The sequence below is a fragment of the Agathobaculum sp. TL06 genome (assembly GCF_054658635.1).
The window spans coordinates 1-25,650 of record NZ_BAAGGY010000031.1; the positions used below are offsets into that span (position 1 = coordinate 1).

24 protein-coding genes, 1 pseudogene and 1 riboswitch are annotated in these 25,650 nt (G+C 53.3%); of the genes and pseudogenes, 9 read left to right on the forward strand and 16 right to left on the reverse strand.

The window, feature by feature from the left end:
* Nucleotides 1–217 precede the first annotated feature (217 nt).
* Complete coding sequence (locus tag ACYQ3S_RS14330) at nucleotides 218–1,249, reverse strand: copper amine oxidase N-terminal domain-containing protein (RefSeq protein WP_459689992.1); 1,032 nt, start codon at nucleotides 1,247–1,249, stop codon at nucleotides 218–220.
* 67 nt (nucleotides 1,250–1,316) lie between these two features.
* On the reverse strand, nucleotides 1,317–2,579 hold the full coding sequence (locus tag ACYQ3S_RS14335) for an S-layer homology domain-containing protein (protein ID WP_459689995.1): 1,263 nt from the start codon (nucleotides 2,577–2,579) through the stop codon (nucleotides 1,317–1,319).
* Nucleotides 2,580–2,709: 130 nt separating this feature from the next.
* Between ACYQ3S_RS14335 and ACYQ3S_RS14340 the strand changes: the two genes are divergently transcribed.
* Nucleotides 2,710–3,654: an L-lactate dehydrogenase gene (locus tag ACYQ3S_RS14340; RefSeq protein ID WP_459689997.1), complete on the forward strand. Its 945-nt coding sequence runs from the start codon at nucleotides 2,710–2,712 to the stop codon at nucleotides 3,652–3,654.
* A gap of 52 nt (nucleotides 3,655–3,706) precedes the next feature.
* On the opposite strand, the gene ACYQ3S_RS14345 is transcribed toward ACYQ3S_RS14340, so the two are convergent.
* Entirely contained in the window at nucleotides 3,707–5,077 is a 1,371-nt protein-coding gene (locus tag ACYQ3S_RS14345; protein ID WP_459689999.1) for an S-layer homology domain-containing protein, read from the reverse strand.
* A 270-nt stretch (nucleotides 5,078–5,347) separates the two neighbouring features.
* Here ACYQ3S_RS14345 and ACYQ3S_RS14350 point away from each other — a divergent pair, with 270 nt between their 5' ends.
* Nucleotides 5,348–7,702 (forward strand): M13-type metalloendopeptidase, encoded by a 2,355-nt coding sequence (locus ACYQ3S_RS14350; protein WP_459690001.1) that lies wholly within the window; start codon nucleotides 5,348–5,350, stop codon nucleotides 7,700–7,702.
* 74 nt (nucleotides 7,703–7,776) lie between these two features.
* Here the strand turns inward: ACYQ3S_RS14350 and ACYQ3S_RS14355 are convergent, their stop codons facing one another.
* The 3 genes and pseudogenes from ACYQ3S_RS14355 to ACYQ3S_RS14365 form a co-directional block, all read right to left on the reverse strand.
* Nucleotides 7,777–8,946: an AI-2E family transporter gene (locus ACYQ3S_RS14355; protein ID WP_459690002.1), complete on the reverse strand. Its 1,170-nt coding sequence runs from the start codon at nucleotides 8,944–8,946 to the stop codon at nucleotides 7,777–7,779.
* A 119-nt stretch (nucleotides 8,947–9,065) separates the two neighbouring features.
* Nucleotides 9,066–9,859 (reverse strand): annotated as a pseudogene (gene proB / locus ACYQ3S_RS14360) (glutamate 5-kinase).
* A 2-nt stretch (nucleotides 9,860–9,861) separates the two neighbouring features.
* Nucleotides 9,862–10,401, reverse strand: a complete 540-nt coding sequence (locus ACYQ3S_RS14365; RefSeq protein WP_459690003.1) for a prolyl-tRNA synthetase associated domain-containing protein — start codon at nucleotides 10,399–10,401, stop codon at nucleotides 9,862–9,864.
* 123 nt (nucleotides 10,402–10,524) lie between these two features.
* On the opposite strand from ACYQ3S_RS14365, the gene ACYQ3S_RS14370 reads away from it, so the two are divergent.
* The gene (locus ACYQ3S_RS14370; RefSeq protein ID WP_459690004.1) at nucleotides 10,525–11,397 is read left to right on the forward strand and encodes a LysR family transcriptional regulator; all 873 of its coding nucleotides are present in this window, start codon (nucleotides 10,525–10,527) and stop codon (nucleotides 11,395–11,397) included.
* 54 nt (nucleotides 11,398–11,451) lie between these two features.
* Here the strand turns inward: ACYQ3S_RS14370 and ACYQ3S_RS14375 are convergent, their stop codons facing one another.
* From ACYQ3S_RS14375 to thiD, 7 genes are all read right to left on the reverse strand, one after another.
* Nucleotides 11,452–12,459 (reverse strand): ABC transporter substrate-binding protein, encoded by a 1,008-nt coding sequence (locus ACYQ3S_RS14375; protein WP_459690027.1) that lies wholly within the window; start codon nucleotides 12,457–12,459, stop codon nucleotides 11,452–11,454.
* Nucleotides 12,460–12,503: 44 nt separating this feature from the next.
* Nucleotides 12,504–13,256 (reverse strand): ABC transporter permease, encoded by a 753-nt coding sequence (locus ACYQ3S_RS14380; RefSeq protein WP_459690005.1) that lies wholly within the window; start codon nucleotides 13,254–13,256, stop codon nucleotides 12,504–12,506.
* Nucleotides 13,253–14,008, reverse strand: coding sequence for an ABC transporter ATP-binding protein (locus tag ACYQ3S_RS14385; RefSeq protein ID WP_459690006.1), 756 nt, complete (start codon nucleotides 14,006–14,008; stop codon nucleotides 13,253–13,255). Before ACYQ3S_RS14385 ends, ACYQ3S_RS14380 begins: the two co-directional genes overlap by 4 nt.
* A gap of 3 nt (nucleotides 14,009–14,011) precedes the next feature.
* Nucleotides 14,012–14,683, reverse strand: a complete 672-nt coding sequence (gene tenA / locus ACYQ3S_RS14390; RefSeq protein WP_459690008.1) for a thiaminase II — start codon at nucleotides 14,681–14,683, stop codon at nucleotides 14,012–14,014.
* 64 nt (nucleotides 14,684–14,747) lie between these two features.
* The gene (gene thiM / locus ACYQ3S_RS14395; protein WP_459690010.1) at nucleotides 14,748–15,575 is read right to left on the reverse strand and encodes a hydroxyethylthiazole kinase; all 828 of its coding nucleotides are present in this window, start codon (nucleotides 15,573–15,575) and stop codon (nucleotides 14,748–14,750) included.
* Nucleotides 15,572–16,081 (reverse strand): energy coupling factor transporter S component ThiW, encoded by a 510-nt coding sequence (gene thiW, locus ACYQ3S_RS14400; protein ID WP_459690012.1) that lies wholly within the window; start codon nucleotides 16,079–16,081, stop codon nucleotides 15,572–15,574. The genes thiM and thiW overlap by 4 nt, the downstream gene beginning before the upstream one ends.
* 6 nt (nucleotides 16,082–16,087) lie before the next feature.
* Nucleotides 16,088–16,882 carry a bifunctional hydroxymethylpyrimidine kinase/phosphomethylpyrimidine kinase gene (gene thiD / locus ACYQ3S_RS14405; protein ID WP_459690013.1) on the reverse strand — a complete coding sequence of 265 codons (795 nt, stop codon included), beginning with the start codon at nucleotides 16,880–16,882 and terminating at the stop codon, nucleotides 16,088–16,090.
* 100 nt (nucleotides 16,883–16,982) lie between these two features.
* Nucleotides 16,983–17,087, reverse strand: a riboswitch (TPP riboswitch).
* A gap of 356 nt (nucleotides 17,088–17,443) precedes the next feature.
* Between thiD and ACYQ3S_RS14410 the strand changes: the two genes are divergently transcribed.
* Nucleotides 17,444–18,796 (forward strand): hemolysin family protein, encoded by a 1,353-nt coding sequence (locus ACYQ3S_RS14410; protein WP_459690015.1) that lies wholly within the window; start codon nucleotides 17,444–17,446, stop codon nucleotides 18,794–18,796.
* 368 nt (nucleotides 18,797–19,164) lie between these two features.
* Here the strand turns inward: ACYQ3S_RS14410 and ACYQ3S_RS14415 are convergent, their stop codons facing one another.
* Entirely contained in the window at nucleotides 19,165–19,938 is a 774-nt protein-coding gene (locus ACYQ3S_RS14415) for an NAD-dependent epimerase/dehydratase family protein (RefSeq protein WP_459690016.1), read from the reverse strand.
* A 1,032-nt stretch (nucleotides 19,939–20,970) separates the two neighbouring features.
* Here ACYQ3S_RS14415 and ACYQ3S_RS14420 point away from each other — a divergent pair.
* Together ACYQ3S_RS14420 and ACYQ3S_RS14425 are read left to right on the forward strand one after the other, a co-directional pair.
* Entirely contained in the window at nucleotides 20,971–21,561 is a 591-nt protein-coding gene (locus ACYQ3S_RS14420) for a hypothetical protein (protein ID WP_459690018.1), read from the forward strand.
* A gap of 181 nt (nucleotides 21,562–21,742) precedes the next feature.
* Nucleotides 21,743–22,336: a recombinase family protein gene (locus tag ACYQ3S_RS14425; RefSeq protein WP_459690019.1), complete on the forward strand. Its 594-nt coding sequence runs from the start codon at nucleotides 21,743–21,745 to the stop codon at nucleotides 22,334–22,336.
* 180 nt (nucleotides 22,337–22,516) lie between these two features.
* Here the strand turns inward: ACYQ3S_RS14425 and ACYQ3S_RS14430 are convergent, their stop codons facing one another.
* Nucleotides 22,517–23,170, reverse strand: coding sequence for a SprT-like domain-containing protein (locus ACYQ3S_RS14430; RefSeq protein ID WP_459690020.1), 654 nt, complete (start codon nucleotides 23,168–23,170; stop codon nucleotides 22,517–22,519).
* A 146-nt stretch (nucleotides 23,171–23,316) separates the two neighbouring features.
* Nucleotides 23,317–23,592: a hypothetical protein gene (locus ACYQ3S_RS14435; RefSeq protein WP_459690021.1), complete on the reverse strand. Its 276-nt coding sequence runs from the start codon at nucleotides 23,590–23,592 to the stop codon at nucleotides 23,317–23,319.
* A gap of 304 nt (nucleotides 23,593–23,896) precedes the next feature.
* On the opposite strand from ACYQ3S_RS14435, the gene ACYQ3S_RS14440 reads away from it, so the two are divergent.
* From ACYQ3S_RS14440 to ACYQ3S_RS14450, 3 genes are all read left to right on the forward strand, one after another.
* Entirely contained in the window at nucleotides 23,897–24,151 is a 255-nt protein-coding gene (locus ACYQ3S_RS14440) for a ribbon-helix-helix domain-containing protein (RefSeq protein ID WP_459690022.1), read from the forward strand.
* 781 nt (nucleotides 24,152–24,932) lie between these two features.
* Complete coding sequence (locus ACYQ3S_RS14445; RefSeq protein WP_459690023.1) at nucleotides 24,933–25,127, forward strand: hypothetical protein; 195 nt, start codon at nucleotides 24,933–24,935, stop codon at nucleotides 25,125–25,127.
* Nucleotides 25,128–25,189: 62 nt separating this feature from the next.
* A partial coding sequence (locus ACYQ3S_RS14450; RefSeq protein ID WP_459690025.1) for a helix-turn-helix domain-containing protein occupies nucleotides 25,190–25,650 on the forward strand: 461 nt, incomplete at its 3' end.

Genomic DNA, 25,650 nt, shown 5'->3' on the forward strand with positions numbered 1-25,650 from the left:
CGGATGAAGAACACGGCATCACCTCCAAGGACGGAGTGTTTGCCGGCGGCGACGCTGTCACCGGCGCGGCCACCGTTATCCTCGCTATGGGCGCGGGCAAGCGCGCTGCTGCCGCGATGGATGAATACATTAAAAACAAAAAATAACTGCCTATTGAAAAAGGACCTGCATTTATGCAGGTCCTTTTTGTTTTCTCTTACCGTTTTTCTCCACGGTTTCAGTTTGGCGCGGGCAACTGGTTATTGCCCACGGTACCCAGATGCAGCTCGCCCGCACGCAAAGTGACCGGCTCGCCCAACAGGGAAAAGAATTCCGCAGGCGCCCAGCTAACGCCATCCACCTCGTAGGGCGCTGCACCAAGCGCCGTGACCGCGCTCATGCGGATATCCGCGGCATATCGGTCCTTTCCCAATACCAACAGCGTTTCCCGCTCCCCTTTTTTCAGGGATATGCTTTCGTTTTCGCTATTCCAGACCACCGTATAGCCCAACGCCTCTGCCGCCGCGCGCACGGGTATCATCAAGATACCCTGCTCCACACGCCCATCAAGCGGAAGCACCATGTCCCCCTCCACGACGATTGCAAAGCGGCTGCCCTGCTGTGCGGGGATGACAATACGCGTCGCAGCCGCCTGCCCCGGCTCGGACAGCGCCACCTGATCGTACCAGGCGAAAAACCGCGTCCCCATATGGATATCATCGGCTGAAACGATATTTTTGGTGCCTAACGGCCGAATATCCGTATCTTTCTGCACGGTAAGCAGCAACCCTCCGTTATCCGTCAGGATGGTAACGCTTCCATCCTCCTCTGTGGGATGCTGGATGGCTTCCGCAGTGAGCAGGCGCGCCGGCGCATGTCCATCCTCCAGGTTGACCAGCACCGCCACCGCGTCGGTCTGCGGCGGTTCGGTTTCCATCACATAGTCCGCATAATAGACGAATACCTTGTCGCCCGCTGCGATATCGGTTTCCGAAACCGGAGCACCTGTTTTGGTGTCCATGAGCAGGGTATTGGAAAAGCGCACCACCAACCGGTCATACCTATCGGTTTTGACCGTCATGACCGACTCCATGCCGGATTTGGCCTGCATTTCAAGAACGGTCGCATACTCTCCTGCCGGCGATTGCTGCAGCGCAGGCAGCTGCTTGTTTGGCACGCTCACCTCCTCCGCACCCATAGCCCCTGCTGAAAACGAGCCGACAAACAGCAGTGCGGCCGCCAGCATACCGGACAAAAACTTCCTTTTCATGTAGCTCCCTCCTTTTCTATTTGGACGACGCCTTGTTCTCTTTTGTTCCCTTTACAGGTCTGCCCTGTTATTTTACCAAGGGGTATTGCTCCAAGTTTGCCGGCGCGGAAACTGTGACCTGATCGTCAACTCCCTGCAGCGTCATGCGGCTCTCCACCTGGCCGGATATGCCGTCCGCCGCAAAGCCAAACCGGACCTCCTGTGCCTGAATCAAACCATCCGAGGCTTCCTGCACGACAGTAAGCCCTTCGATTTCCAGATCGCCCAGCGCACCCACCGCCGACTGTGCGGCTTCCAGCACACTGTCCAACCGCGCCAGCCCCGCTTGATTATATCCAATGGTATAGCTTTGGCCAGATACAGAAACAGAATCGATCAATGCCACAGGGACGCGCGCATAGCCTTCAAACGCAAGCTGCATCTGCCCATCCGTCAAGGCGCGCCGCGATTTTGTCCCGTCCTGCCGCAAATAGCGGAAGCCATCCGCCGTATAACTTTCGGCAGTAAATGTTTTTTCTCCGGCCTGCTCTGCGGACAGGGTGACGGTGCGGTTTGTGAGCATCGCCGGCACGCCCAAATCGATCGCGGTCTGCTCCTCGCAGGTCATTACAAAGGTACCCGCGTCCACGCGCAGCTCCTGACCGACGGACAACGCCGTCAATTCATCCATTTTACTGGTCGCATCCAGATAACGGTTATAGGTCTGGAATAATTCCTGATACAGCGCCGCCGCCTGCTCCTCTACCGCGCCAGCTGCGGCCAGCCGCGCCAGCAGCGTATCATCCGTCCCCTTCGGAGATATCGAAAGCGCCGTATAGCTTGCCGCCGCAACATGGTCGCGCAGGAAATCCGCTTCATTTACAGTTACCGGATCGTACAGCCCGATCCGACTGGCAAAGCGGGACGAATCCGCGTAAGTAAAATCCCCGTCTGCTTCTGTATAGCCCAGCGCGCGCAGCAAAAACGCCGCGTACATTTGCGCGGTACATCGTTCCTCCGGTTCGAATGTCGTTTCGGTCGCGCCGGTCGTCAGGCCGTTTTCATACAGATACTGCACATAGGGCTTTTCCCACTCCTGCAGGTCGGTAAACGGCGCGTCATACGCCAGCCGGCCGGCTTCTTCCTCTTTCCCCAGCAGCCGGACCAGCATCGCGGCCGCTTCAGCGCGGGTCGGCGCGCGGTCCAGTTCATATCCCTGCTCGGTTCCCCTGAACAGGCCCATATTGTCCAAATGCTCCGCACATTCGGTAAAATCCGCGGCAAAGGCCGAAACCGTCAGGGCTGCGGTCAGCGCCGCGCCCGCGCAAAGCATACGCGTCCATCTATTCATTCGCATTGTCTCCCATCGTTTCAAAATTCCAAATTTGTGATGATTTGTTTTTTCATTATATCACAGCTTCGCATGTTTTCCAAGGGAAAGCGGGCATACTATGCGGGAAATGGAAAGGAAGTGTTCTTCAATGACCAGTATACAAAAATGCGGCGTGATCGGCGTCGGCTTTGTCGGTGCGACCAGCGCGTTTACATTGGCCACCTCCGGCTTATTCTCTGAAGTCGTACTTGTCGATATGAACCGCAAAAAGGCGGAAGGCGAGGCTGCGGATATCAACCACGGCATTTCCTTTGCAAAGCCGTGCTTTGTCCGTGCCGGCGACTATGGCGACCTTGCGGAGTGCGGGCTCGTCGTCATTGCCGCCGGCGCAAACCAGAAGCCGGGCGAAACGCGTATCGAGCTGCTTGGCCGCAACCGTGTCATCATGTCCTCAATCATCGAGCATCTGATGGCGGTCAACCAGTCCGCCGTACTGCTGATCGTATCCAATCCGGTCGATGTGCTGACCTATATGGCACAGAAGATGTCCGGCCTGCCCACCGGTCGGGTCATCGGTTCAGGAACCGTTCTCGATACCGCGCGGCTCAAATACCTGGTCGGTCAGCATCTCAATGTGGACAGCCGCAACGTCCATGCCTTTATCATCGGCGAGCACGGCGACAGCGAGCTTGCCGTTTGGTCAAGCGCCAATATCTCGGGCGTCGATCTTGCGGATTACTGCCGCATCACCGGAAAGGACGATTCATTCGGGGCGATGCAGCGCATCTACGAAAACGTGCGTGACGCCGCCTATTCCATTATCGAGGGCAAGGGCGCGACTTACTACGGCATCGGTATGGCGGTCCGGCGCATCGCGGAGGCGATTGTGCGGGACGAGCACTCGGTTCTTCCTGTATCCTCCATGATTTCCGGCCATTATGGTGTGGATGGCATCTGTCTCGGTCTGCCCGCCGTTGTGGGCAGGAACGGCGCGGAATCCGTGCTCGACATCCCGCTGTCGCAGGACGAGCTGTTCCAGCTCCAGTCCTCCGCGCAAAAAATGAAAGAGCTGATCGACGAGCTGGGCGATTAAAAAAGCGGAACGGCTAAAGCCGTTCCGCTTTTTCATTCCACATCGTTTTCTGTTATGCAGCAGCCTCGTCCGCGCCGCCGATCAGGTCAGTGTAGCTGTCCAGATCGCTCGGGAACGTGATCGTTACATTTTCAACCGAATTGATGTCGTACTTCATGTTCATATCCATGGTCATGGTCTGGCCTTCGATCGTCATGGTGACCTTCGCAGTCATATCCATGCCGCTGATCTTGCCACCGGAAACCGCTGCGCTGGAAGTAACCTCGCCGATATCGACCGTTACGCCTTCCGCCGCAGCATCCATATCCATGGAGCTCAGAACGGAATCCACCAGGCCGCTCATGCCAGCCGCGGAGTAGGTGACCGTCATCGTGCTGCCGGACTTCGTGATCGACTCGATCAGGCAGATCGGCTCGCTGTTCTGAAGGTCCGTCAGGTCGCCGAACTGGGACATGGCATCCTCCAGGGACATCTCCATCTTAACCTTCTGGTCGCCCATATTCATGTAGTAAACGCCGTCCGTGTAGTAGTACTCGATCGGCATTGCAACCGACGTATCCGCACCCTCTTCCACCAGGGACTCATCGATCGTTACTTCCGCCGTACCTGTAATGGACATCTTGGACTGATCCAGATTCTCCATATCCATGTCCGCCTTGATTTCCATCGGCATGGACAGGCTCATGACCTGCTGATCGCCGAGCGCAACGCTGGCGGAAACATCAGCGGAAACATCCATCTGGGTCGCATCGCCCATAGCGGCGGACGCTTCCACATACGCGTCGTAATTGTCAAAGAACGTCAGCAGGCTTTCCGCCTTAGCCTCGTCTACAGCGCCATCCGCTACCAGCTTCTCCAGCAGCTTGGTCTCGGTCTCGCCCTTCACGTCGGTGTTCAGCGCGGTCAGGCTCATCGCCGCCACATGGTCGCGCAGGAATGCGCTCTCATTGCAGTTGGCATAGTCGACCAGGCCGATAGACTCGCCGAAATCGACCGCAGCGTCATAGGTGAAATCGCCCTCTGCCGCATCGCTGTAACCGAGCGCGCGGAGCAGGAACGTCGTGTACATCTGCGCGGAGCAGGCCTCTTCCGGCTCAAAGGTCGTTTCGGTCGCGCCGTTGGTCAGCTTGTTATCATACAGATACTGGACGTACGGCTTCTGCCAGTCATCCAGGTCGGTAAACGGAGCCTCATAAGTAAGCTCTTTCGCTTCCGCTTCCTTGCCGAGCAGGCGCACCAGCATGGTTGCAGCCTCGCCGCGGGTCGGTGCGCGGTCAAGCTCAAAACCGTCCTCCGTACCCTGGAACAGGCCCAAATCCTTGAGCTGATCAGCACAGTTGTCGTAGCTTGCGGCGCCTGCGGTCATCGCAAGACCCGCTGCTACCAGCACGGACGCCAGCACAATCCTAAGTTTGGTTTTCATCTTTCTGCCTCCTTTTACTACAGCAGCTTGACTGCTGTTTGATTTATTTTACCATTACATTTAGATAATGTAAACAATTTTCTATTTCTTTTTTTCACATTTACGCAATCTTAATGCGCGCCTCCTGCTTTTGTGGAAAAGCCGCTTGACAGGGTTTATCTATTGTGTTATTTTGTATATATAATACATATACAATATGGCACTTGACAAGGCAAATGCTGCATTGTATAATTGCATTATTTTAATAATATGGTTAGGAGAGAACCGCTTATGAAAGCAAAACAAATCCTTGCATCCGCCCTGGCAGCCGCCGCTCTGTTGGCCTCGCTTCCCGCCGCGCTCGCAGCGGACAGCGAGATTCCCGCTGCCCGTGGTGCAGTCTGCGCCGCGCTCGTCGCCGCGGCGGACGACTACAACCCCGGCGTGACCGCTGCGGACGTGATGCACGGAGACCCAGACGGAAACCTGCGGGAAAACGACCCCGTCACCCGCGCAGAGGCGCTCGTCATGCTGCAGCGCGCGTTCGGCGGCCTGCCCGCCCCGCAGGGCGACAACGCCCGCAAGGGTTATCCGGCATCCAACTTCACCGACGTACCCGCCTGGGCGCAGGAGGAGCTGGCGGACGTGTTCGCCGCCGGCATTGTTGCCGGCACCTCGTCCACGACCTTTTCGCCGGATGAGAACGTCACCATGGAACAGCTCGACAAATTCATCCACCGTACCTATACCCTGTTCGGCTCCAACCTGAAGGACGATTTCTACGCTTCGGTCAACAAGGACTGGCTGGACAGCTCGGTCATTCCGGCAGGCCAGTCCTCCACCGGCACGCTGTATGAAAAGATGTACGACACCGAGCCGCTCAACAATCTGATCGAGCGCACGGTCGCGAACCCCGTGGGCGAGGACGCGCAGCGCATCGCCGCGCTGTATACCAATATCCTCGATTGGGACGCGCGCAATACAGCGGGCATCGAGCCGATCCGTCCCTATCTGGAAGCAGCCGAAGCCGCGCAGAGCGTGGACGAGGTGATGGCGGTCAAAAAGCAGATCGCGGAGGATCTGGCGGGCAACGCGCTGGTTGGCTTCACCCTGTCGGCGGACGCGAAGGACTCCACCCGCTACACGGTCGGCTTTGCCGCCTTCTCCCCCTCGCTGAGCAAGGACGTATATGCCAACGGCGGGAGCCAGAAGGACGCGTACCTGACCTATATCCAAACGCTGTTTGAAATCGGCGGCGCAGACGAAGCGAGCGCCGCGGCGGACGCGCAGCGCATTTGGGAAATGGAAAAGGAACTGTCCTCACACGCGCTCGACCGGCAGGACTACGGCAACGTGGACAAGACCTACAACGTCTACACCATGGATGAGCTGAAGGCGCTCTATCCCACGCTCGACCTGGACGATATCTACGCGCAGTCCGGCCTGGCCCGCTCGGACGACCAGATCGTCGTTTCCGACGTCGGCCTGCTCGAAGCCTCGCCCAAATATTTCACCGAGGAGCACCTGGCCGACTTGAAAGCCTATCTGCGCCTGACCATCCTTGCAGGCTACGGCGGCATGCTCAGCCAGGATTTCCAGGCCGCCTCCGACGCCTATCAGGAAGCCTTCCTCGGCATCTCCGGCACGCTGAGCGACGAAGCCATGGCCACCCAGCTTGTCCAGCAGTATTTGTCCGACGAGCTGGGCCGCCTGTACGCTGCGGAATACTTCTCCGAGGAAGCCAAGGCCGACGTGGAGGATATGGTGTACGACTTCATTGATATCTACGAGGACCGCATCCGCTCGCTCGACTGGATGAGCGACGCGACCAAGACGAAAGCGATCGAAAAGCTGGGCGCGCTGGGCGTCAAGGTCGGCTATCCGGACGAGGGCAAGTGGAACGACTATTTCAAGGGCGTGACGCTCAAAACCGCGGACGAGGGCGGCAGCTACTTCGATAATGTCATCACCATGATGAAAGCGCAGCAGCAAATGCTGATCGAGTGGCAGGGCCAGCCAGTCAACAAGGACCTGTGGCCGATGGCGGCTTATACGGTCAACGCCTGCTATGTACCCTCCAGCAATGAAATCGTGTTCCCCGCGGGCATCCTGCAGGCTCCGCTGTACGACGTGAACGCCTCGCGCGAGGAGAACCTCGGCGGCATCGGCTACGTCATCGCGCACGAGATCACACACGCCTTTGACAACAACGGCGCCAAGTACGACAAAAACGGCAACGCCGCTGACTGGTGGACGGCGGAGGACTACGCCGCTTTCCAACAGCTCTGCGATGAAGTGACCGCTTTCTATGACGGCGTGGAAGCCGCGCCCGGCATCACCTGCAGCGGCGCGCTCACCCTTTCGGAGAACATCGCCGACCTCGGTGCGGCGCAGTGCATTCTGGAAGCCGCCCAGCGCGAGACCAATCCCGATCTGGAAGCCATGTTCCGCGCCATGGCGAACACCTGGTGCTCCACCATGCCGCGCGAGACCGCTGCGTATTATACGACAGTCGACGTACACGCACCGGATAAGCTGCGCGCCAACCGCGTGCTGCAAACGCTTGACGCATTCTACACCACCTTCGGCATCACCGAGGGCGACGGTATGTGGATTGCGCCCGAGGACCGCGTGGCGATCTGGTAAAAAGCGATAAGTACAAAGAAACCCAAAAGGGTCCGTATCAAGCGATACGGACCCTTTTGGACTCTTTTCCAAAGTTATTTGATTTTATCCTCCGCAATCCCGCGTTCCCTGATACGGGCGCGGACAACCGTCCGCAGCAGGGTGTATATGACGGAGAATACCGGAATGGCAAACAAAATGCCCAGCACACCGCCCAGACTCGCGCCCAGCGTTACCGCCGCCAACACCCAGATGGAAGGCAGCCCCACCGAACCGCCCACCACACGGGGATAAATCACGTTCCCCTCGATCTGCTGCAGCACCAAAAACAGAACGATAAACCACAGCGCTTTTATCGGGCTGACAATCAAAATCAGAAAAGCGCCGACAATGCAGCCGATAAACGCGCCGAAAATCGGAATTAACGCCGTAATGCCGATCAGGACCGCGATAACCAACGCATACGGCATCTGGAAAACCGACATGCCGACGAAAAACATCATCCCCAGGATAAAAGCTTCCAGGCATTGTCCGGACAGGAAGCTGTTAAAGGAAGAAGAGGTCAGGCCGCAGACCATGAGGAAGCGGTCAACCTGCTTTTCCGGCAGGAACGCATAAAACAGGCGCCGGAACTGCCGCCCAAGGTTTTCCTTCTGCAGCAAAATATATATGGCGAAAACAATGCCGATGATGGCGTTGGCAAAGCCGCTGACCACCGAGGTCGCAATGTTGACCGTATTGCTCAGGATATTCCCGTTCCGGAAAAATTCCATCAGCATGGAGCCGATTGCTTTCCAGTCCACATTGAGGAAGCTGTCCTTGATTGAAGCAATTTCGCTTTCAAACATCGGCAAAAGCGCGGTTGCTTCGTCCAAAAGCTGCGGGATGCGCACGCGGGCATAGGACATTTCCCTGCCGATCGCGGAAAAGGACTGATACAGCTCCGGCACGATCAGGAACAGCATAATGGCAATCACGCCGCCGACCACAACAAGCGTAAGGATCAGGCTGAAAATGCGCTTCGCCTTGCCGAGCTTTTTCCCTTTCGCCGGCTTAAGGCGGGAGAACAGCCTGGTTTCAAAAAAGCGCATCGGCACATTCAGTACAAACGCAATACAGCCGCCGATCACAAACGGCGCCATAAGTCCGAACAGATAGCGCAGCGCATCGGCAAACAGCTTTGTGTTCTGCAGTCCGGCATAGAGGAGCACCGTAAACAGGATCAGCCCCATGATTTTCAGGATATTGTCTCTATTCAAATTCAACGCCTTGAACCCCGCTTACACAATATAAGTATCTCTATATAAGCACTATCCTTTGATGAAGTCAAGACTATTGCCGCAAAATTTACTTTATTTTAAGAGATTCCCGCCTTAACGCCGATTCACAGCTTTCCCGGGAACAGCGTTCCCGAAACGCCGCCTCTGATGATTTCATAGATCGCGTCCGGATGCCTGCCATTGGCAATAGTCGTATCGATCCCCTGGGAGACCGCCAGCTCCGCGGCCTTTAATTTGGTGCGCATCCCTCCTGTCCCCCGCCGCGAGCCTGCGCCGCCTGCCAGTGCATATGTGCTTTCGTCTATGCATTCTATCCGGCTGAGCAGCTTTGCGTTTGGATGGAGACAGGGATCGCTGTCGTACAATCCGTCGATATCCGAGAGGATCACCAGCTTTCCGGCCCGACACAGGACCGCGACAATGGCGGAAAGCATATCGTTGTCTCCGAACAGCTTTTCGTCCGACTCTATTTCCGTATAGCTGACCGAATCATTTTCATTGACGACCGGAATGATCCCAGCTCCAGCAGGGTATCAAAGGTATGGATCAGGTTTTCCTTTTTCTCCTCCTGCTCCATATCGTCCGCATTCAGCAAAATCTGGGCAATCGTTTTATCGTAATCCCCAAAAAATTTATCGTACAGAAACATGATGCTGCACTGTCCTACCGCTGCGGCGGCCTGCTTGTGCCGCATGCTCTCTGCGGCCTGCAGGTTGAGCTTGTTTTTCCCTACCGCAATCGCGCCGGAAGAAACCAGTATGACCTCATACCCCATATTCTGCACGTCGGAAAGCACGCAGGCCAGCCGGTCGAAAGAACGGAAGTCGCTTTTTCCCCATTCGTTCGTCAGCGTCGATGTCCCTACCTTTACAACAATCCTGTTCTGATATAATCCCATTTTCACACCCCGATCACGATTGCCGCATGGTTGACGAACGGAAGAAATTTTTTCATAATATCCGCTGTCCGTATTTTCATATAGCCGGTCGTGGTTCCATCGCTGCACCCATACCATGCCGCTTCCTCCACCTCCCGATCGAAGACGATCTGCACCTGGTTCTGCCGGTCCAGCAAAGCGCTGAATACCGTCGCCGCCCCGACCTTTGTCCCCAGCATCGCCAAAAGACTCTCCGCAGGCGCAAACGAAACGCGCGCAATCTCCAACGCTTTGCTGAAGGCTCCGGACCGGAACGCCTTATCCCCTTTCGTGACAAACAAATAAAACAACGTCTGCTGCCGGTTGCAGAGGAACAGGGTTTTCACCATATCCATTTGCAGCTTTCGGTTGATACTGGCGCAGTCCTCCATGGTGACCGCCTCATCCGTATCCACGCGCTCAAACGGAATCTGAAGCCGCTCCAGCGTCTCATAAACAGCTTTTTGAAGCGGTGTTTTGTAAACCGCAGGCGCCGTGGTTTGAATCTCGCTTACATAAAACATTTTTTTGCCTCTTTCCCTTGCATATTCAACAAATATACTGTACCATATTTTTATTAATTACAAAAGCGAATGTTTTTCATGTAAAACATGATAAAATCAGATGCAAAGGATGGGACATGGCATATGGATGGGAATATTCAAAAATATCTCGCATTGATCCGAACCGTAGAATGCGGAAGCTTTACCAAGGCTGCCGAGATGCTTTCCTATTCGCAGTCCGGTATCAGCCGCATGATCCGCGATCTGGAAAACGAGTGGCGCGTCTCCCTGCTTGAACGCGGGAGGGCCGGCGTTCGCCTCACGTCAGACGGTCTCACGCTCCTGCCGTATGCGAAGCGCGTCTGCGAGGAATACCGCAAGCTGCAAATGCAGGTGGAGGAATTGAACGGCCTGCAGTCCGGCCTGATCCGCATCGGCACGTTCTCCAGCGTAGCAACGCACTGGCTGCCCAACATCATCCGTGCGTTTCAAAAGGATTATCCCCATATCGATTATGAATTGCTGCTCGGCGATTACACGGAAATCGAAACCTGGATCATGGAAGGCAGGGTCGACTGCGGCTTTCTGCGCCTGCCGGCGCATCCCGATCTGGAAACCATCTTTTTAGAGCAGGACCCTTTACTTGCCGTTCTCCCTGTGCAGCACCCTTTGGCGGACTGCAGCCGTTTCCCTGTTTCCGCTTTTGGCAGCGAGCCGTTTCTGCTGCTTGAAAAAGGAGCAAACACAGAGGTTTCCGAAATTCTCAAGCGCTGTGACCTCCATCCCCCCATACACTTTACGACCTGGGACGATTATGCGATCATGTCCATGGTGGAAAGCGGCCTCGGCGTCAGTATCCTGCCCCAGCTTATTCTAAAGCGCATCCCCTACCGCATTGTCGCGAAAGAACTTGACGTTCCGGCTCACCGCAACATTGGCCTCGCGCTGCGGGATAAAAAAACGGTTTCCCTGGCGGTCAAACGCTTTTTAGACTACCTACCCTACCGGAATGCATAAAACAAGCCGCACAGCATCAGCTTTTACGCTGCATGCTGTGCGGTTATTTTCATTTCAGAATTCGATCGACGCCATGACTTCTGACACATCCGGCTTTTCCGAAATCAGGCCTTCGTCGTACATCCAATCGATGTTCTCCTGCCAGCACGCCTCGGTCTGGCTGAGGAAAGGCGCGTCCGCTGTCTCCATCAGCGGAAGAAGCGTTTCGCAGGACTGCTTCTCCACCTCTGGATCGAGCGCGAAATTCGCCTCGTCCTGATTGTCCAGCAGCACCTGCAGCACCTCGTCCGTATTGCTCTGGAAATCATCAAAGCCCTTTGCGCAGGCGCGCAGGAATCCTGCCAGCACTTCCGGCTCGTTTGCTATCATTTCATCGCTCGCCAAAAAGATCCCTTCGTAATATTTCGGCACGCCGAAATCGTCCGGAAAGAAGTAGTTGACCGCAAAGCCTTCCTTCTCCATCTGCGGCACCTCATGGTTGACCAGGCACCCGATCGTTGCATCCACGTTGCCGGTCGTCATGGATGCCATCAGTTCAAAACCTACGTCCACCATTGTCACATCCGAGGGATCCGCGCCGCTGTTTTTCATAATGCTGCGGATCAGCGCTTCCGACAGCTCGGTACCGGCATAGCCGACCGTTTTGCCGACCAGATCCTCCGGCTTTGTGATATTTTCATCTTTAAGCGAAAGGACAATGTTAAGCGGCGCCTGCACGACGGCGGCGATCGATTTGATCGGCACATCCTGCTGGACGCGCGCCTGTATCACGTCCTGCTGGTAGTACAGCCCGATATCCGCCTTGCCCGCCGCGACCATGCTCATCGCGTCATTGACACCGGCCGGCGGCTGGATATTGACCGTTAATCCTTCCTCCGCGAAATATCCCGCCTTTTCCGCCTGATAGAGGAACGCGTGCAGCGCGTTCGGGTACCAATCGAGTACGACCGTCAGCTCGCGCAGCCCGTCGCCGTTATCCGGAGCATTTTCCGCCTGTCCGCCGGCGCAGCCGCCCAGCAGCATTGTCAAAGCCGCAATCGCGGCAAACACTCTTTTTTTCATCAATCCATTCCGTTCCTTTCCTTTGTTACAGCAAGTTCATCCGCTCACAGGCTCCCGCGCCAGGTGACGACCCTTTTCTCTATCCAGGATACGGCCGCCACTGCAAGCATCGCCACCGCGCTGAGCAGCACGATGGGGGCAAACACGCCCGCCCCGTCAAGCTGCGTCATCATGCGCCGGCTGAAATACCCCAGCCCCGCCTGCGCGCCCAGCCACTCCCCGATCGCCGCGCCGATGATGGACAGCGGGATCGCCATTTTGATGGCGGAGAAGAAATACGGCAGCGCGGCCGGTAACTTGAGCTTCAAAAAGATCTCTCTTTGCCCCGCGCCGAACGTTTGCAGCATATCCACCATATCGGTCTTGACCGAGCGAAAGCCGTCAAACACCGTGATCGCGATTGGGAAAAATGTGATCAGCACGGTGACCAGCACCTTGCTCCAGATCGTATAGCCGAACCACAGGACAAACAGCGGCGCCAGCGCGGTCGTCGGGATGGTCTGCGAAGCCACGATCAGGGGATACAGCATTTTTTCCGCCACCGGACTTGCATCCATCAGTACTGCGAGAAGCAGGCCGAGAACGACCGATATGGCCAGCCCAATGCCGGTACACAGCAGCGTCGCCGGCAGGTGCGCGGTCAGCAGCGGCCCCCGCAGCTCCCACATGCGGACCAGTATCTGTGTGGGGGATGGCAGGATATATGCGGCATCCATCCCCGTCGCGCCGAGCTGCCACACAAGCAGCAAAGCAAACAGGAACACCAGCGCGGGCAGGTTCGCATTCCAGCGCTTCATACCGCCACCTCCCGCCGGAGCATGCCGATCAGGCGTTCCCGCAGGGCGAGCATTTTCGGCTCGGTCAGACAGGCGCGCGTGCGCGGATAAGGCGCGGGGACTTCGAACGAGGCAAGGCGGCAGATCGGCGTTTCCTCCACCACCAATACGCGGCCGGACAGAAAAATCGCCTCTTCCACGTCATGCGTGATAAACAGCACGGTCTTGTGGTCGTTTTCCCACTGATCGAGCAGCCACTCCTGCATGGTGATGCGGGTCAGGAAATCCAGCGCGGAAAAAGGCTCGTCCAACAGCAGCAGCTCGGAGCCGGTCAGCAGCGTGCGCGCGAATGCCGCGCGCTGGCGCATCCCGCCGGAAAGCTCGTCCGGCCGTTTATCGCCCCAGCCGGACAGACCGACATGCGCAAGCGTCTCCTCCGCGCGGCGGTCCATTTCCGCACGGCTGACGCCGCCGCGCACCTCCATCGGCAGGCGCAGATTATCCCGCACGGTGCGCCATGGGAACAGCAGATCGCGCTGCGGCATATAGCCGCAGTAGCCGCGCCGCCCGTCGATGCGCTCTCCACCGACCAGGATCTCCCCCGCCTTGCGCGTCAGAAGCTGACTCACCAGCCGGAAAATCGTGGACTTGCCGCAGCCGGACGGCCCGATCACCGAAACAAATTCTCCTTTTTCAATCTGAAACGACAAGCCGTTGATAATATTGAAATCCTCGCTGTCGTACTGGAAAACAACTTCTTGAAATTCCAGCATCGCTCACATCGCTCCGTTCCAGGCCATGTCCCAGAACATCGCCTCATAGCGCGAGCAGGCGACAAAGATGTCCGTCAGGCGCGCCTGGCGCTTTTCCGGATACCCTGCGGCAAGCTGTTCCATCAGCGCAGTCAGCCGCTGGTTTTCCTCCGCGTAGCTTTCGCTCGCATAGCCCCGCACCCATTCGCCGTAAAAGCCGTGTTGCTCGGCGTCCGGATAATTCCGGACGATCCACTTTGCGATATATTCATAGCTGAGCGCGCAGGACAGCACAGCCGCCATGATCTCGGCCGGTCCCTCCTCCGCCGCGACAGCGCGCATGTAAGCGGTATAGGAGAGATTGCTCAAGGCCGGCTTTTCGGTTTCGGCCTGCTCCTCGGTAATGCCCATGCGGCGCATGTAGCCCCGATGAATTTCCATCTCGCCATTCAGGATGCTCGCCACATAGGAGGCGAACGTCCGCATCACCTCAGGCTCATGCGATTTGACCACGCCCTGTGCGAACACCTTGGCATAGTCGAACAGGTACAGATAGTCCTGCAGCAGATAAAAACGGAATTTTTCTACAGCAAGGCTGCCGTCCGCGATCCCCCGCACAAAGGGGTGGGATAAGTACCCCTCCCAGATCGGGCGGGATGCGTCGAGCAGTCTTTCGGTTATTGAATTGTTTTTCAAGGTGGTACCCCCAATGAATTTTCCCGACTGACGGCGTTTGGCCGGCAGCACTTGTTGATTTCGCTTACAGAATTTGTACGCGGAGCCTTGCCGCAAGATCGCTTCCGGTCAGCATGCTGACCGCGTCGATCAGGCGCGTACGAAAGGAAGCGGTGCCCTCCATCTCTTCACATACACGCCGGTACGCCAATTCCCCGCAGGTTTTCATCACCCCCGACGCCGCAACCGCGGCTTCAAAAAGATTTTCCGGATTCGCGCCGCAGTATGCTGCGGTCAGCGAAGTCAGCATACATCCTGCGCCCGTGATACGGCGCATCATCTCACTGCCGCCGCGCAGCACGGCGGTACGCTTTCCGTCGGAAACAATATCCAGCGCCCCGCTCAGCAAAACAACCGCGCCGGTTTCCCGGCTGAACAGGCTTACACGCCGCGCGGATTCGCTGAGGTTCTGCTCGGTCACCTGGTCAAGCGCGTTCACCTCCACGCCAAGCGTGCGCTGCGCGCCTGTCATCAGCGCCCATACCTCGGACGCGTTGCCGCGCACCACAGAAACCAGCCCAGCCTCCAGCAGGCGGGTACACATTTCGCCCCGCAGCCGGCTCGCCCCCGCAGCCACGGGATCCAGTATGACCGGCCGTTTTCTGCGCTTTGCGGCATGCGCGGCAAGCAGCATCGCTTCCTGCGCCCGCAGCGCGCCCATATTCAAGGAAAGCGCGTCGCTGCGCGCGGTGATCTCAGCCACCTCGCGTTCATCCTGCGCCATGATCGCCGATCCGCCTGCGGCGAGAATGATATTCGCGCAGTCATTGACCGTGACGTTATTGGTGATGGAATGGACCATCGGCCGTTTTTGCAGGGTACGCTCTACAATCTGCGTTACACACTCTGTCACCGCAGGGACCCCTCCAGTTGGCTGAAAACGTGCGTCCGCTTCAAGGCGGACAGGACAAGGACGGAAACCGCCGCGCCGACGACGGTGGAAGCAAGAAACGAGGGGACGAAGGTGAACAGGGCTGCGGTGGAATTGCCCATCAGCAGAGCGGCGACCGGATAGGACGCTATCGCGCCCAATACGCCCGTACCAAACACCTCGCCGGCATAGGCGGCGGAAAGCTTGGGAAAAAGCCGGTAGGCAAGGCCGCTCAGCAGCGCACCAATCATCGAACCGGGAAACGCCAGCAGGGTACCCAGGCCCAGCAGGTTGCGGATAAGCGCCGCGGCAAAACCCATGCCCAGCGCATATCCCGGCCCGAGCAGGACCGCCGCAGTCACATTGACCATATGCTGCACCGGAGAGCATTTCGCGCCGAATACCGGAATGACAAGCAGGCTTCCGATTACAGCAACCGCGACGAGCAGGCCGGCGAAGCAAATCTTTCGGATGGATTTGTTATTCATAATCGTTCACTCCTCCGGAAATATACGGCAAAAGTGGTTCAGCGGACCACAGCCATGCCCCAGGCTGGGCGCCCGGCGGATCGCATCCGTCACATAGGATTTCGCAAGCTCCACCGCTTCCGGCACCGGATGCCCCAGCGCCAGATTCGACGCGATCGCGGAGGAGAGCGTGCAGCCTGTTCCATGTGTGTTCCTGGTATCGATCTGCCCGATCTCATAGCGCCGCGCGTTTTCCCCGTCAAAAAGCACGTCCACCGCACCGGCCATGTTTTTTCCACCCTTGATCAGCACGTTTTTGCAGCCTTTGGCATAAATCAGGCGTGCCGCCGCCTCCATATCCTCCGGCGTGCTGATTTTCATGCCGGCAATATGCTGCGCTTCCGGAATATTCGGCGTCAGCAGATCCGCATACGGCAGCACATATTTTATCAATGTGCCGACGGAGGCAGGCTCCATAAGCGGGTCGCCGTTTTTGGCGAACATCACTGGATCGATCACCACATGCTGCGGCCGGTATTGTTCCAGCTTTCCGGCTACCGCTTTCATGCAGGCGGGCGAGGAAAGCATGCCGATCTTGACCGCGTCCGGCACGATGTCCTCGAACACAGCGTCGATCTGCTCCTCAATCATCTTTGGGCTGATATCCTGAATATCGATCACACGCGCGGTGTTTTCCGCGACCACAGAAACGATCACGCTCATACCGAATACGCCGTGCGCCGCCATTGTTTTCAGATCAGCCTGGACGCCGGCTCCGCCCGAACAGTCCGAACCGGCAATCGTAAGTACTTTTTTTAACATAATATCCTCCTAACACGAACTGATATCTCCCCAAAAAACAAAAAGAACACCCCTCTCAGGATGTTCTCATGTATTCGACACGTTTCACAGCATGTGACAACAGGCGTTTTCCTCTGCATCCCTACGTTGGCATTATCCAAATCAGGTAAGGTCGAGGGGGACCCCCTCCTCTCAGCCTCCAACGGAAGCTCCCTTGCAGTGTTATCGTATCATTCCACATTTTATTTGTCAAGAGATATACGGAAAATGTGTCCCTTTCCTCCCCTGCTTACCGCATATAAAGAATCCGTAAAGAATTATTTATTCCATGGCAACCGGATTGACAGCGTCAGGCGCTTTATGTATAATGAACCCAATCTATTTTACAAAGGAGTATCCCTGCCATCATGGACAACGCGGACAGTAGCGACGCAGATCAAAACGTAATTTTTCAGGAAATCATATCAGCAGGCATAGCATTACGCCCTTTTTGCAGGGTGGATTTGCTGTGCCTGCTTTTGTAGCTGTGCGTTTCTGCGGCCGGACAGTATTTCAGAATAATCATCATCGAGGAGGATTACCTTGGAAAAGTCTATTGGATTGATGCTGTTACTTCAATTGGTTTTGATTGCGTTTAATGCGGTTTTTGCCTGCGCGGAAATTGCGGTCATTTCGATGAACGATAATAAACTCGCCAAACTGGCCGAGGCCGGCGACAAGCGGGCAATCCGTCTCGCCCGCCTCACCAATCAGCCGGCGCGCTTTTTGGCAACGATACAGGTTGCCATCACACTTTCCGGCTTTTTGGGCAGCGCGTTCGCGGCGGAAAACTTTTCGGATGTTTTAGTCAGCTGGGTGGTTTCCTTAGGCATCCAGATACCGGCCGCCACGCTTGATACCATCGCCGTCATTGTGATTACGGTCATCCTTTCCTACGTCACCCTGATTTTCGGCGAGCTTGTTCCCAAGCGTGTCGCCATGCGGAAAGCGGAAACGCTTGCCCTTGGCATGGCCTCCATGATGAGTGCGATCGCAAAGCTCTTTGCCCCTATCGTTTGGCTGCTGACCATCTCCACCAACGCAATCCTCCGGCTGCTGGGGATCGATCCGGAGGCAGACGATGAGGAGGTCAGCGAAGAGTCCATCCGCATTATGGTGGATGTCGGCAGTGAAAAAGGCGCGATCGACCATGAGGAAAAGGAATTTATCCAAAATGTATTCGAGTTTGATGACTTGACAGCAGGCGACATCGCAACTCACAGAACCGATGTGGTTTTTCTGTGGCTGGAAGAAAGCATGGAAGAATGGAAAGCAACGATCTATGGCAGCCGCCATACCCGCTATCCGGTCTGCGGCGAGACGGCCGACGATGTGATCGGCATTTTGGACGCAAGGGATTATTTCCGGTTAGAGGATAAAAGTCGGGATTCTGTCCTGAAAAACGCGGTAAAGCCGGCATATTTTGTCCCTGATAGTGTAAAAGCGGACGTTTTATTCCGAAACATGCGTCAGAACCATCACAACTTCGCCGTTGTGTTGGACGAATACAGCGGCCTGGATGGTATTCTTACGCTCAATGATCTGATCGAACAGCTGGTTGGCGATCTCGGCGACGAGGAAACCGAAGCCCAAGTGTCTCCTCCCATCGTCCAGCTTGATACATCCACCTGGCAGGTACAGGGCAGTGCCTCCCTCGAAGACTTGTCAGAAGCGTTGGGGATTCCCATTGCGTATGAAGACCACGATACCTTTAACGGCTTGGTTTTTGGAACCCTTGGCACCGTTCCACAGGACGGCTCTCAATTTGATCTTGAAATCGGCTGTATGATAGTCAAAGTAATCAGCATTCGGGAACATCAGGTGGAAAACGCTATTATTCATTTGAAAAGCACCGCCCCTGTTGCTTGCGACGATACCTCTGATCGGACAGCCTGATCTACATAACGGATCGTGAAACAAAAAACGGCAGCCTATCTCAATAGGCTGCCGTTTTTATTATCAGCTTTTATATGGAGCATTTCTGCCTGCAAAATGGCTTTCCATTCTAACGGCAGCGCGCCAGGCACGCCGTTCCTGCCGACTATCGACGACTCGGCTGGAGGTTGCTGCCGCCCTCTTAAAGCCTTTTGATAAGCCCTCTTTTCAAATAACTTTCTACGGCTAATAAAATAGTTTCCGTGTTTTTGTACCTGGGGTGGTAGTCAAGAAGCCGTTGTTCTTTTTCAATGTCATATGTCCCGTTCCGTGCAATATGGAGGTAAGTGCTTTCACACTCGGCTGGATTGCCCTCGTAGACACACCATTCATTCCAGGGAAGAAAACCGATCTTCGGCGTTTGCCCAAAAAAACTCGTACATCATTTTCGCATATCCATAGAGCGTGATGGAACCTCCACTGGCGGCTTCAAACACCTCACCCAGCGCGTTTTCGCGGTGTGTAACAGCCTGATAAAAACATTGTGCGACATCAAAAGCGTGGACATGGTGAATTGTCTCCATGCCAAAGTTAGGCAGTTTTATTTCCTCGCCATTTGCAATTATTTGAAACGGTCGTTTTGACACATTCCCCCACGGGCCAATGATATCCCAACCCGCCCCAGAGATTTGTCCAGGGCGAATACAGGTAGATGGAAATTTGTTTTGAATAAACTCCTGTCTCAAAAACCGCTCAGAGGCCAACTTATCTCGCCCATAATCACATAGGGGAGTGCCAGTCTCCGTCCCGCTTTCCAATGGCAGCACATCGGCAAACCCTCTGGCCCAGCAAGAGGAACAATAGAGATAGTGCTGACAGGCCGTGCCTTTTAACGCCGCTACCATCTTTTTTGTTTCTAAAACATCAAAATTGATAAGGTCAACCACCACATCAGCCTGTATATCCGCAATCCTTTTTGCAAAGTCAGGCTCCCTGCCTCTGTTCAGTTGAACGGTTTTTACCCTTTGCCATGCCGGATTTTCCACATAGGGTTTGGACATCCCCCTGGAAATAACAACTACCTCAAATCCGTTATTGACCAACAGAGGGACAAGATACGTTCCGATATGGCCTGCTCCGCCGATGATAACTGCTTTTGTCATATCATCGCCTTCGTGGCTCCATGAGTTTTGGGTTTCTTGTTTGAGAACAGTATATCACAAGGCTTTTCACAGGTCTACTTCTTTGCCACCTGCCCCTGTCAGCGGAACGCTGGGTCTCCTGTTCCTGCCGCTGCTGCCAGCTGCTCTGGAACAAAGGTTCGCCTGATTCGCCAAGAAAAAGAGCGAGGAATCCATGACTCCACGCTCTTCACGCTTATTCCCACTCAAGATAGGGAGTTATTTCAGCCGTTTTTTCTTGTCCAAATAGTCTATATAATCCCACATTTCGCAGGATAAGCAGTTTGATAAAATGGACTTCAAAAAAAGCGGTACGATTTTGGTACGCCACTTTAATACGCTTAATAGACTGGGTTCTGACAACTTTCAAAAATTGAGTTTATCCATTCAACCGCTTCTCCCCTTGTGACAAAGCGGTCAGGGTTAACCTCCATTGCATTTTCAATCTAACCATAGGCAACGGCTGTCACGATATGCTGATATGCCCAGTGTTCCGTGTAGAGAATCTTATCGGGCATAGTGGCTTCTTTTGCCTCTACCAAGCGTGTAAGCAGCGTTATAAGCTGTCCAAGTGTCAGAGGGTCGTTCGGGTGGAAAAGGCCGTTATAGCCCTGTAATAATACCGATGATATCAAAGATAATAACACGGCGCCTTTTACTAACAAGTATGGGACATCTGCAACAGTATGCGCTCACACTAGATGTACAAATTATACCGCGCCATCAGGGGATACAAATTGTTGTACAGTTCATTCTAACCGTTGCATGGACTGCAATTGTTATATTGATGAAGATGCTACATGGTGTGCGTCCTGTTTGCAAAAAGCCTCAGAACAGGCGACGCAAACGAATAAGCATTATTGCGAAGTATGCGGAGAAAAAGCAACTTATTCGATTTATGGAATAACAGGCGCCAAAGAATACTATTGTTATGCACATTATAATGAGATGAAAAACTTGCTCGATTGGATGCAAGGTAACTAATTCTAATTTGGAATATTATGGAGGGTATAAGTGATGATTTGGTTTTTTGTTATACTGATAATTGTCGTCGGGTTAGTTGCCCACTTTGCCTTTGATGCTCCAAAAATAAAAGAGCAGAAAAATGAACAGCGGCAAAGAGAAGCTGAGTATATTACAAAAAATAACATAACAGTTTCGGTAGAGTACAGGTATGAGAGCGAAAATTATACCAACAATATTGATTGGTCGAATAGTGTTTCCTACAGATTTATAGTCGATGGTGAACACAAAAAAGTATACATATTCGGTAAAATCGGAGAAAGAATTGAAATCCCTTTTTCAGAGATTATCGGGTGTGAAGTACTGTCTGATAGTCAAACAGTCGGTGGGATAAAGCGTGCGATTGTAGGCAGTGTCCTTACTGGTGATACTGGTGCTTTGGTCGGTGTTATGACAGCCAAACCGCATGTTATGTCATACAAAATTGCTATTTACAAGTCCGATATTCAATACCCCACAGAGGAAATTGTGCTGATTAAATCAAAAACATCCACTAAAAGCAAAGATTACACGTCTGCTGTTGATTTCTCTCAAAAGGTTCTTGCAAGTATTAAAGCTATCATATATAGCAATGTTACCTAAATATCCTATAAAGCACACTTTTGCAGACAGTTGAGAATCATCCGTGTAAGGTGTCCGTAATCTATGATTCTTCTTTTTCTGGACATATCCCAAAATTGAACAACTTTTATGAACACTTGAAGTGTGCGGATTGCGCTCCGCCTGTTATGCTATAAGCAGATACAGGAAAGGGGCGCTTTTCATGGAACAAAGAACATACTACTATGCGCGAGTGTCCAGCAAGGAGCAGAATCTTGACCGCCAGCTTGCTGCTTTTGCCGCTTTAGGGGCGCAGGAGCGGGATATTATCACCGATAAGGAATCGGGCAAGGATTTAGACCGGACGGGCTACACAGCCCTTAAAACTGCTCTATTACGGCGTGGGGACACGCTGGTTATCAAATCCCTTGACCGTCTGAGCCGCAACAAGATGGATATAAAAAACGAATTGCATTTTTTCAAAGAAAACGGTATCCGCTTAAAAGTATTGGATTTACCTACAACGCTTATTGAATATCCAGCAGGGCAAGAATGGGTGCTTGACATGGTGAACAACATCCTCGTTGAAGTCCTATCCTCTATTGCCCAGCAGGAACGGGAAACGATACGCCAGCGGCAAGCGGAGGGAATCGCGGCAGCGAAAGCTAAGGGTAAATGCTTTGGTCGGCCTAAAGCACAAAAACCTGATAATTGGAATGAGGTCATAGCCAAATGGGAAGCTGGGGAAATAACAGCAGTCGAAGCAATGCGACAGACTGGCATAAAGCGCAGCACGTTTTACAAATTGAACGGATAATTCAAAAAGGGGGGTTGCCCCCTTGCGACTATAGGCAAAAGGAAAGGGCGGGGATAACTCCCCGCCCCCTTCTGATTAAGCATCAAACCATCCAAGCGCACAAAGTAGGATAAGCGCCAAGGGTGGACACGCCATAGCAATGGCGGCGATAAAAATACATCCGATAAGTTTTCCCATTGTTCAACCCTCCACCATAGCGGCCATACAGTCACCGCAGATAAGATTCAGTGTTTTGCCACTTCTGGCAATACTCTTACACACTGGGCAGATATAGCGGTGGTTATGGTTAGGGCGCGCAGCAGGCGGTGTGTTTGTTCCACCATTAGCAGCAGTGTTGCCCCCTGTAATGCGGATACCATAATACTCGTTGCGATTGAGTTTGATTTCTTGAACATCGTTGTTCAATATCCAGTCGAAAAGTTCATCAGATGGGCTTGTTATGTTCCATCCGTATTTTTCCGAGCGGGTAACCGTCAGACCGTGGGCTTCCGCTGTACGTTTGAAGTATTTATTATGGTATGTTCCTCCACGGCTGCAATCCTGAGTGTTGGCAATTTCGTTGTTGTACTGGTGACACATTTCATGGAGGAGTGTAGCTATCACATGTTCAATGGGTCGGTTGTTCAACGTCCCAGCAGCGATATTCAGTTCCCGCTTGGCGGTTCCATCCACATTCCAGTAAGGGATAAGGCTGTAGTGGCCGTATGCCCTCGGTGTGCTCTGGATGGTGATAACAGGCCGGTCAAAGTCGCCGTTGAAAAAATCGGAATTCAGTTTGTCATAGAGTTTTTCCAGATAACCAGCAAGGCGGCTATACTTAGTAAGTTCTTTCATAGTATGCGCTCCTTTTACTTCCAGTAAATTGTTGTTGATTTTAGGAGAGCGGGCGGCTATACTGGATATACCCGCTCCCTTTTCGGTTGTGGGTCAAGTCTCTTGCACTCTTGCTTTGGTCGGCGTGTTGTGCAAGGGGCTTGTTTTTATGCGATGGAAAAGCGACGGCTGGTAGACTGTTTAAGATACCGCTGATAAAGTGCGGCGTTCTCCCGTTTAAACGCAGTGGTATCAAGCCGGTTAGAAACAACCGTAGTGAAGCGGGCGATATATTGACCGGCTTCCAATTCCTCAACCCCTCTGTTGTCCATCTCTTTTTTGATGATGTCCTTTAGGCTTTCCACCTCGGTTCGAGCATCTTCAAGAATAGCTTCCCACTCTTTCAATGCTTCTATCTTGGAGATAATTTCGATACTGGACATAATTTAATCTTCCTTTCTTTTTGGGGATGTTGGACAGGCGGCGGGTGGCGTTAAGTTTATCTCGTAGGCTTTGCCGTACTCTTTCTTATCCGTTCCCGTTCTTGTCTGGCGTTCTTATTTCAGTTTCCCTACTTTTTCCGTCTTGGCCTGTCGCTGTTCCCTTGGTATGCCTAAAGTATAACGCTTATTGCGCAAGTATGCAAGATGGAGTATTGCACAAGTATGCCTGTTAAAGTTTGTTAAATTTGCTTATTGTGCAAGTATGCGATAATGTAGTATTCTGTCCTAAATAGGGGGCGATACCATGGGTGGTAAAACATCCGCAAAGTCAAAGAATGAATGGATTGCAAAGGCGTATGACAGAATCAATTTAACTGTGCCAAAGGGGCGCAAGGCAGAGTTACAGGCCATAGCAGAGCGGCACGGGCAAAGCGTCAACGGCTTTATCAATAATCTGATAGATAAAGCATTGGAGCGTGAACAAGTACAGGCCGGGGGTGGTTTTGGTTTTTCTGATTCTGTGCAGGAGAATAATTGTAGTAGTCGGTTGTCGGAATAGACACGGCCTGATTGTATCTCTGGACAGGATGATGAGCCAGAGTTCCTAAAGACAGCTAAACGTCTTGCGGCTATGTCCCCGAAAGAACGGGATATAGCTATGATGGGTACGCCTGAACAACAGGAGGCAGTAAAGGAGCAGGCATCGAGAATAGAAGAGCGAATTAAAAAGTGTAGGAACCGCTGAAATAATTTCTACTATGTTCATTAAACTGGGTTGAGTACGGCGATTTCGTATGGTAAAATAGTCTCGTAAGTTGAAAATGTCGCCGACAAAAAGTTAAAGACACACTTACCGATTCAGGCAATGCAGTTTTCCGCAGATGCCGTTTTGGTGGTGTGTCTTTTCTTTTTGGACAAGGTAGGCTGTGTTCCTTGACAACAGAATATTGGATAGCAGCTATTCAACAAAACTTACAAGGATTGCCCCCTTGCGGATAAGGGTGCAGGGTAAGTCCCCGCAAGCCACACGGCGACGGGGCTGACCCTCCTTTGTGGTTAGGGGTGCAAGCGTCCACACGAGGGTGAAGTACTTCGAAAAGCCGATGTAAGCAATTCAACCATTCCAGAGCAGATAAGAGGTGAGAACATGAGAGAATGGTTTTACTGTGCCATGTGCCGCAGTAGAACGCCTATTGAGCAGGAATCCGTAATAGTGCTACATCCGGGAAATGGCAGCAATCATACGGATTTTGATGGCTTGTGGGTGTCGATTTGCCCTAAGTGCATGGATGCAGTCTTTGACTTGCTTTCAACAGAAGTATGGTAAAGGAGAACTTTGAATGAAACGTAAAAGAAAGTACGCAATGGACTTCACTTGTGAAATGTGTGGTCAAGAGGAATGGTGTTTGTCTACCATCCAGTTAGAAGCTGGTTATGGAAGCATCCATGATGGTGAACACGTTACGCTTCATGTGTGCGGTAACTGCATTGACTGTCTGTTCGCTTTTCTGCTGATTGATGGACAGGAGAGATAATCGAAGCGACAAGATAATGGTATAAGCAAATCATAGTTTTATATAATTTGGAGGGCATAAAGTTGGAAAATGGAAAAAAGATATTTGATTCGGCAATCTGCTTTACATTCTACGGGAGCTGGGTTGAAACAATTTGCGAATTGGAAACAGACGCAGACAGGGCGAGTCCAGCGTACATGTTGTTCAAATTTATAGCAGATTACTCCATGTATGAAGATGAGCCAGATTTTGATGCACATAAACCATCAATAAAAGCTTTAAGGGCTTTTTGGCCACTTTTTGAAAAAGAGATTGATAACAGCGTGAACAGACGCAAAAAGGGATTTGTCGTCGAGGAACCAAATAAAAAACAACAGAAAATACTTCGCCTACATTATCAGTCTCCAGGGTTATCATATAGAGAAATCGCAAAGACTTTGGGAATATCAAAAAGTATGGTGGGGCGCACAATTCACAAGTGGCATTGTAGTGATGCCCCCTGTGATGGTGCTTCAGATTCTGAGTCTAATATTGGTGATAATGT

Bases quoted from the DNA above. Each gene is read 5' to 3' on its own strand.
- ACYQ3S_RS14330 (WP_459689992.1), bottom strand. From the start codon at position 1,249: ATGAAAAGGAAGTTTTTGTCCGGTATGCTGGCGGCCGCACTGCTGTTT.
- ACYQ3S_RS14335 (WP_459689995.1), bottom strand. From the start codon at position 2,579: ATGAATAGATGGACGCGTATGCTTTGCGCGGGCGCGGCGCTGACCGCA.
- ACYQ3S_RS14340 (WP_459689997.1), top strand. From the start codon at position 2,710: ATGACCAGTATACAAAAATGCGGCGTGATCGGCGTCGGCTTTGTCGGT.
- ACYQ3S_RS14345 (WP_459689999.1), bottom strand. From the start codon at position 5,077: ATGAAAACCAAACTTAGGATTGTGCTGGCGTCCGTGCTGGTAGCAGCG.
- ACYQ3S_RS14350 (WP_459690001.1), top strand. From the start codon at position 5,348: ATGAAAGCAAAACAAATCCTTGCATCCGCCCTGGCAGCCGCCGCTCTG.
- ACYQ3S_RS14365 (WP_459690003.1), bottom strand. From the start codon at position 10,401: ATGTTTTATGTAAGCGAGATTCAAACCACGGCGCCTGCGGTTTACAAA.
- ACYQ3S_RS14370 (WP_459690004.1), top strand. From the start codon at position 10,525: ATGGATGGGAATATTCAAAAATATCTCGCATTGATCCGAACCGTAGAA.
- ACYQ3S_RS14375 (WP_459690027.1), bottom strand. From the start codon at position 12,459: ATGAAAAAAAGAGTGTTTGCCGCGATTGCGGCTTTGACAATGCTGCTG.
- ACYQ3S_RS14380 (WP_459690005.1), bottom strand. From the start codon at position 13,256: ATGAAGCGCTGGAATGCGAACCTGCCCGCGCTGGTGTTCCTGTTTGCT.
- ACYQ3S_RS14385 (WP_459690006.1), bottom strand. From the start codon at position 14,008: ATGCTGGAATTTCAAGAAGTTGTTTTCCAGTACGACAGCGAGGATTTC.
- thiW (WP_459690012.1), bottom strand. From the start codon at position 16,081: ATGAATAACAAATCCATCCGAAAGATTTGCTTCGCCGGCCTGCTCGTC.
- thiD (WP_459690013.1), bottom strand. From the start codon at position 16,882: ATGTTAAAAAAAGTACTTACGATTGCCGGTTCGGACTGTTCGGGCGGA.
- ACYQ3S_RS14415 (WP_459690016.1), bottom strand. From the start codon at position 19,938: ATGACAAAAGCAGTTATCATCGGCGGAGCAGGCCATATCGGAACGTAT.
- ACYQ3S_RS14425 (WP_459690019.1), top strand. From the start codon at position 21,743: ATGGAACAAAGAACATACTACTATGCGCGAGTGTCCAGCAAGGAGCAG.
- ACYQ3S_RS14430 (WP_459690020.1), bottom strand. From the start codon at position 23,170: ATGAAAGAACTTACTAAGTATAGCCGCCTTGCTGGTTATCTGGAAAAA.
- ACYQ3S_RS14435 (WP_459690021.1), bottom strand. From the start codon at position 23,592: ATGTCCAGTATCGAAATTATCTCCAAGATAGAAGCATTGAAAGAGTGG.
- ACYQ3S_RS14440 (WP_459690022.1), top strand. From the start codon at position 23,897: ATGGGTGGTAAAACATCCGCAAAGTCAAAGAATGAATGGATTGCAAAG.
- ACYQ3S_RS14445 (WP_459690023.1), top strand. From the start codon at position 24,933: ATGAAACGTAAAAGAAAGTACGCAATGGACTTCACTTGTGAAATGTGT.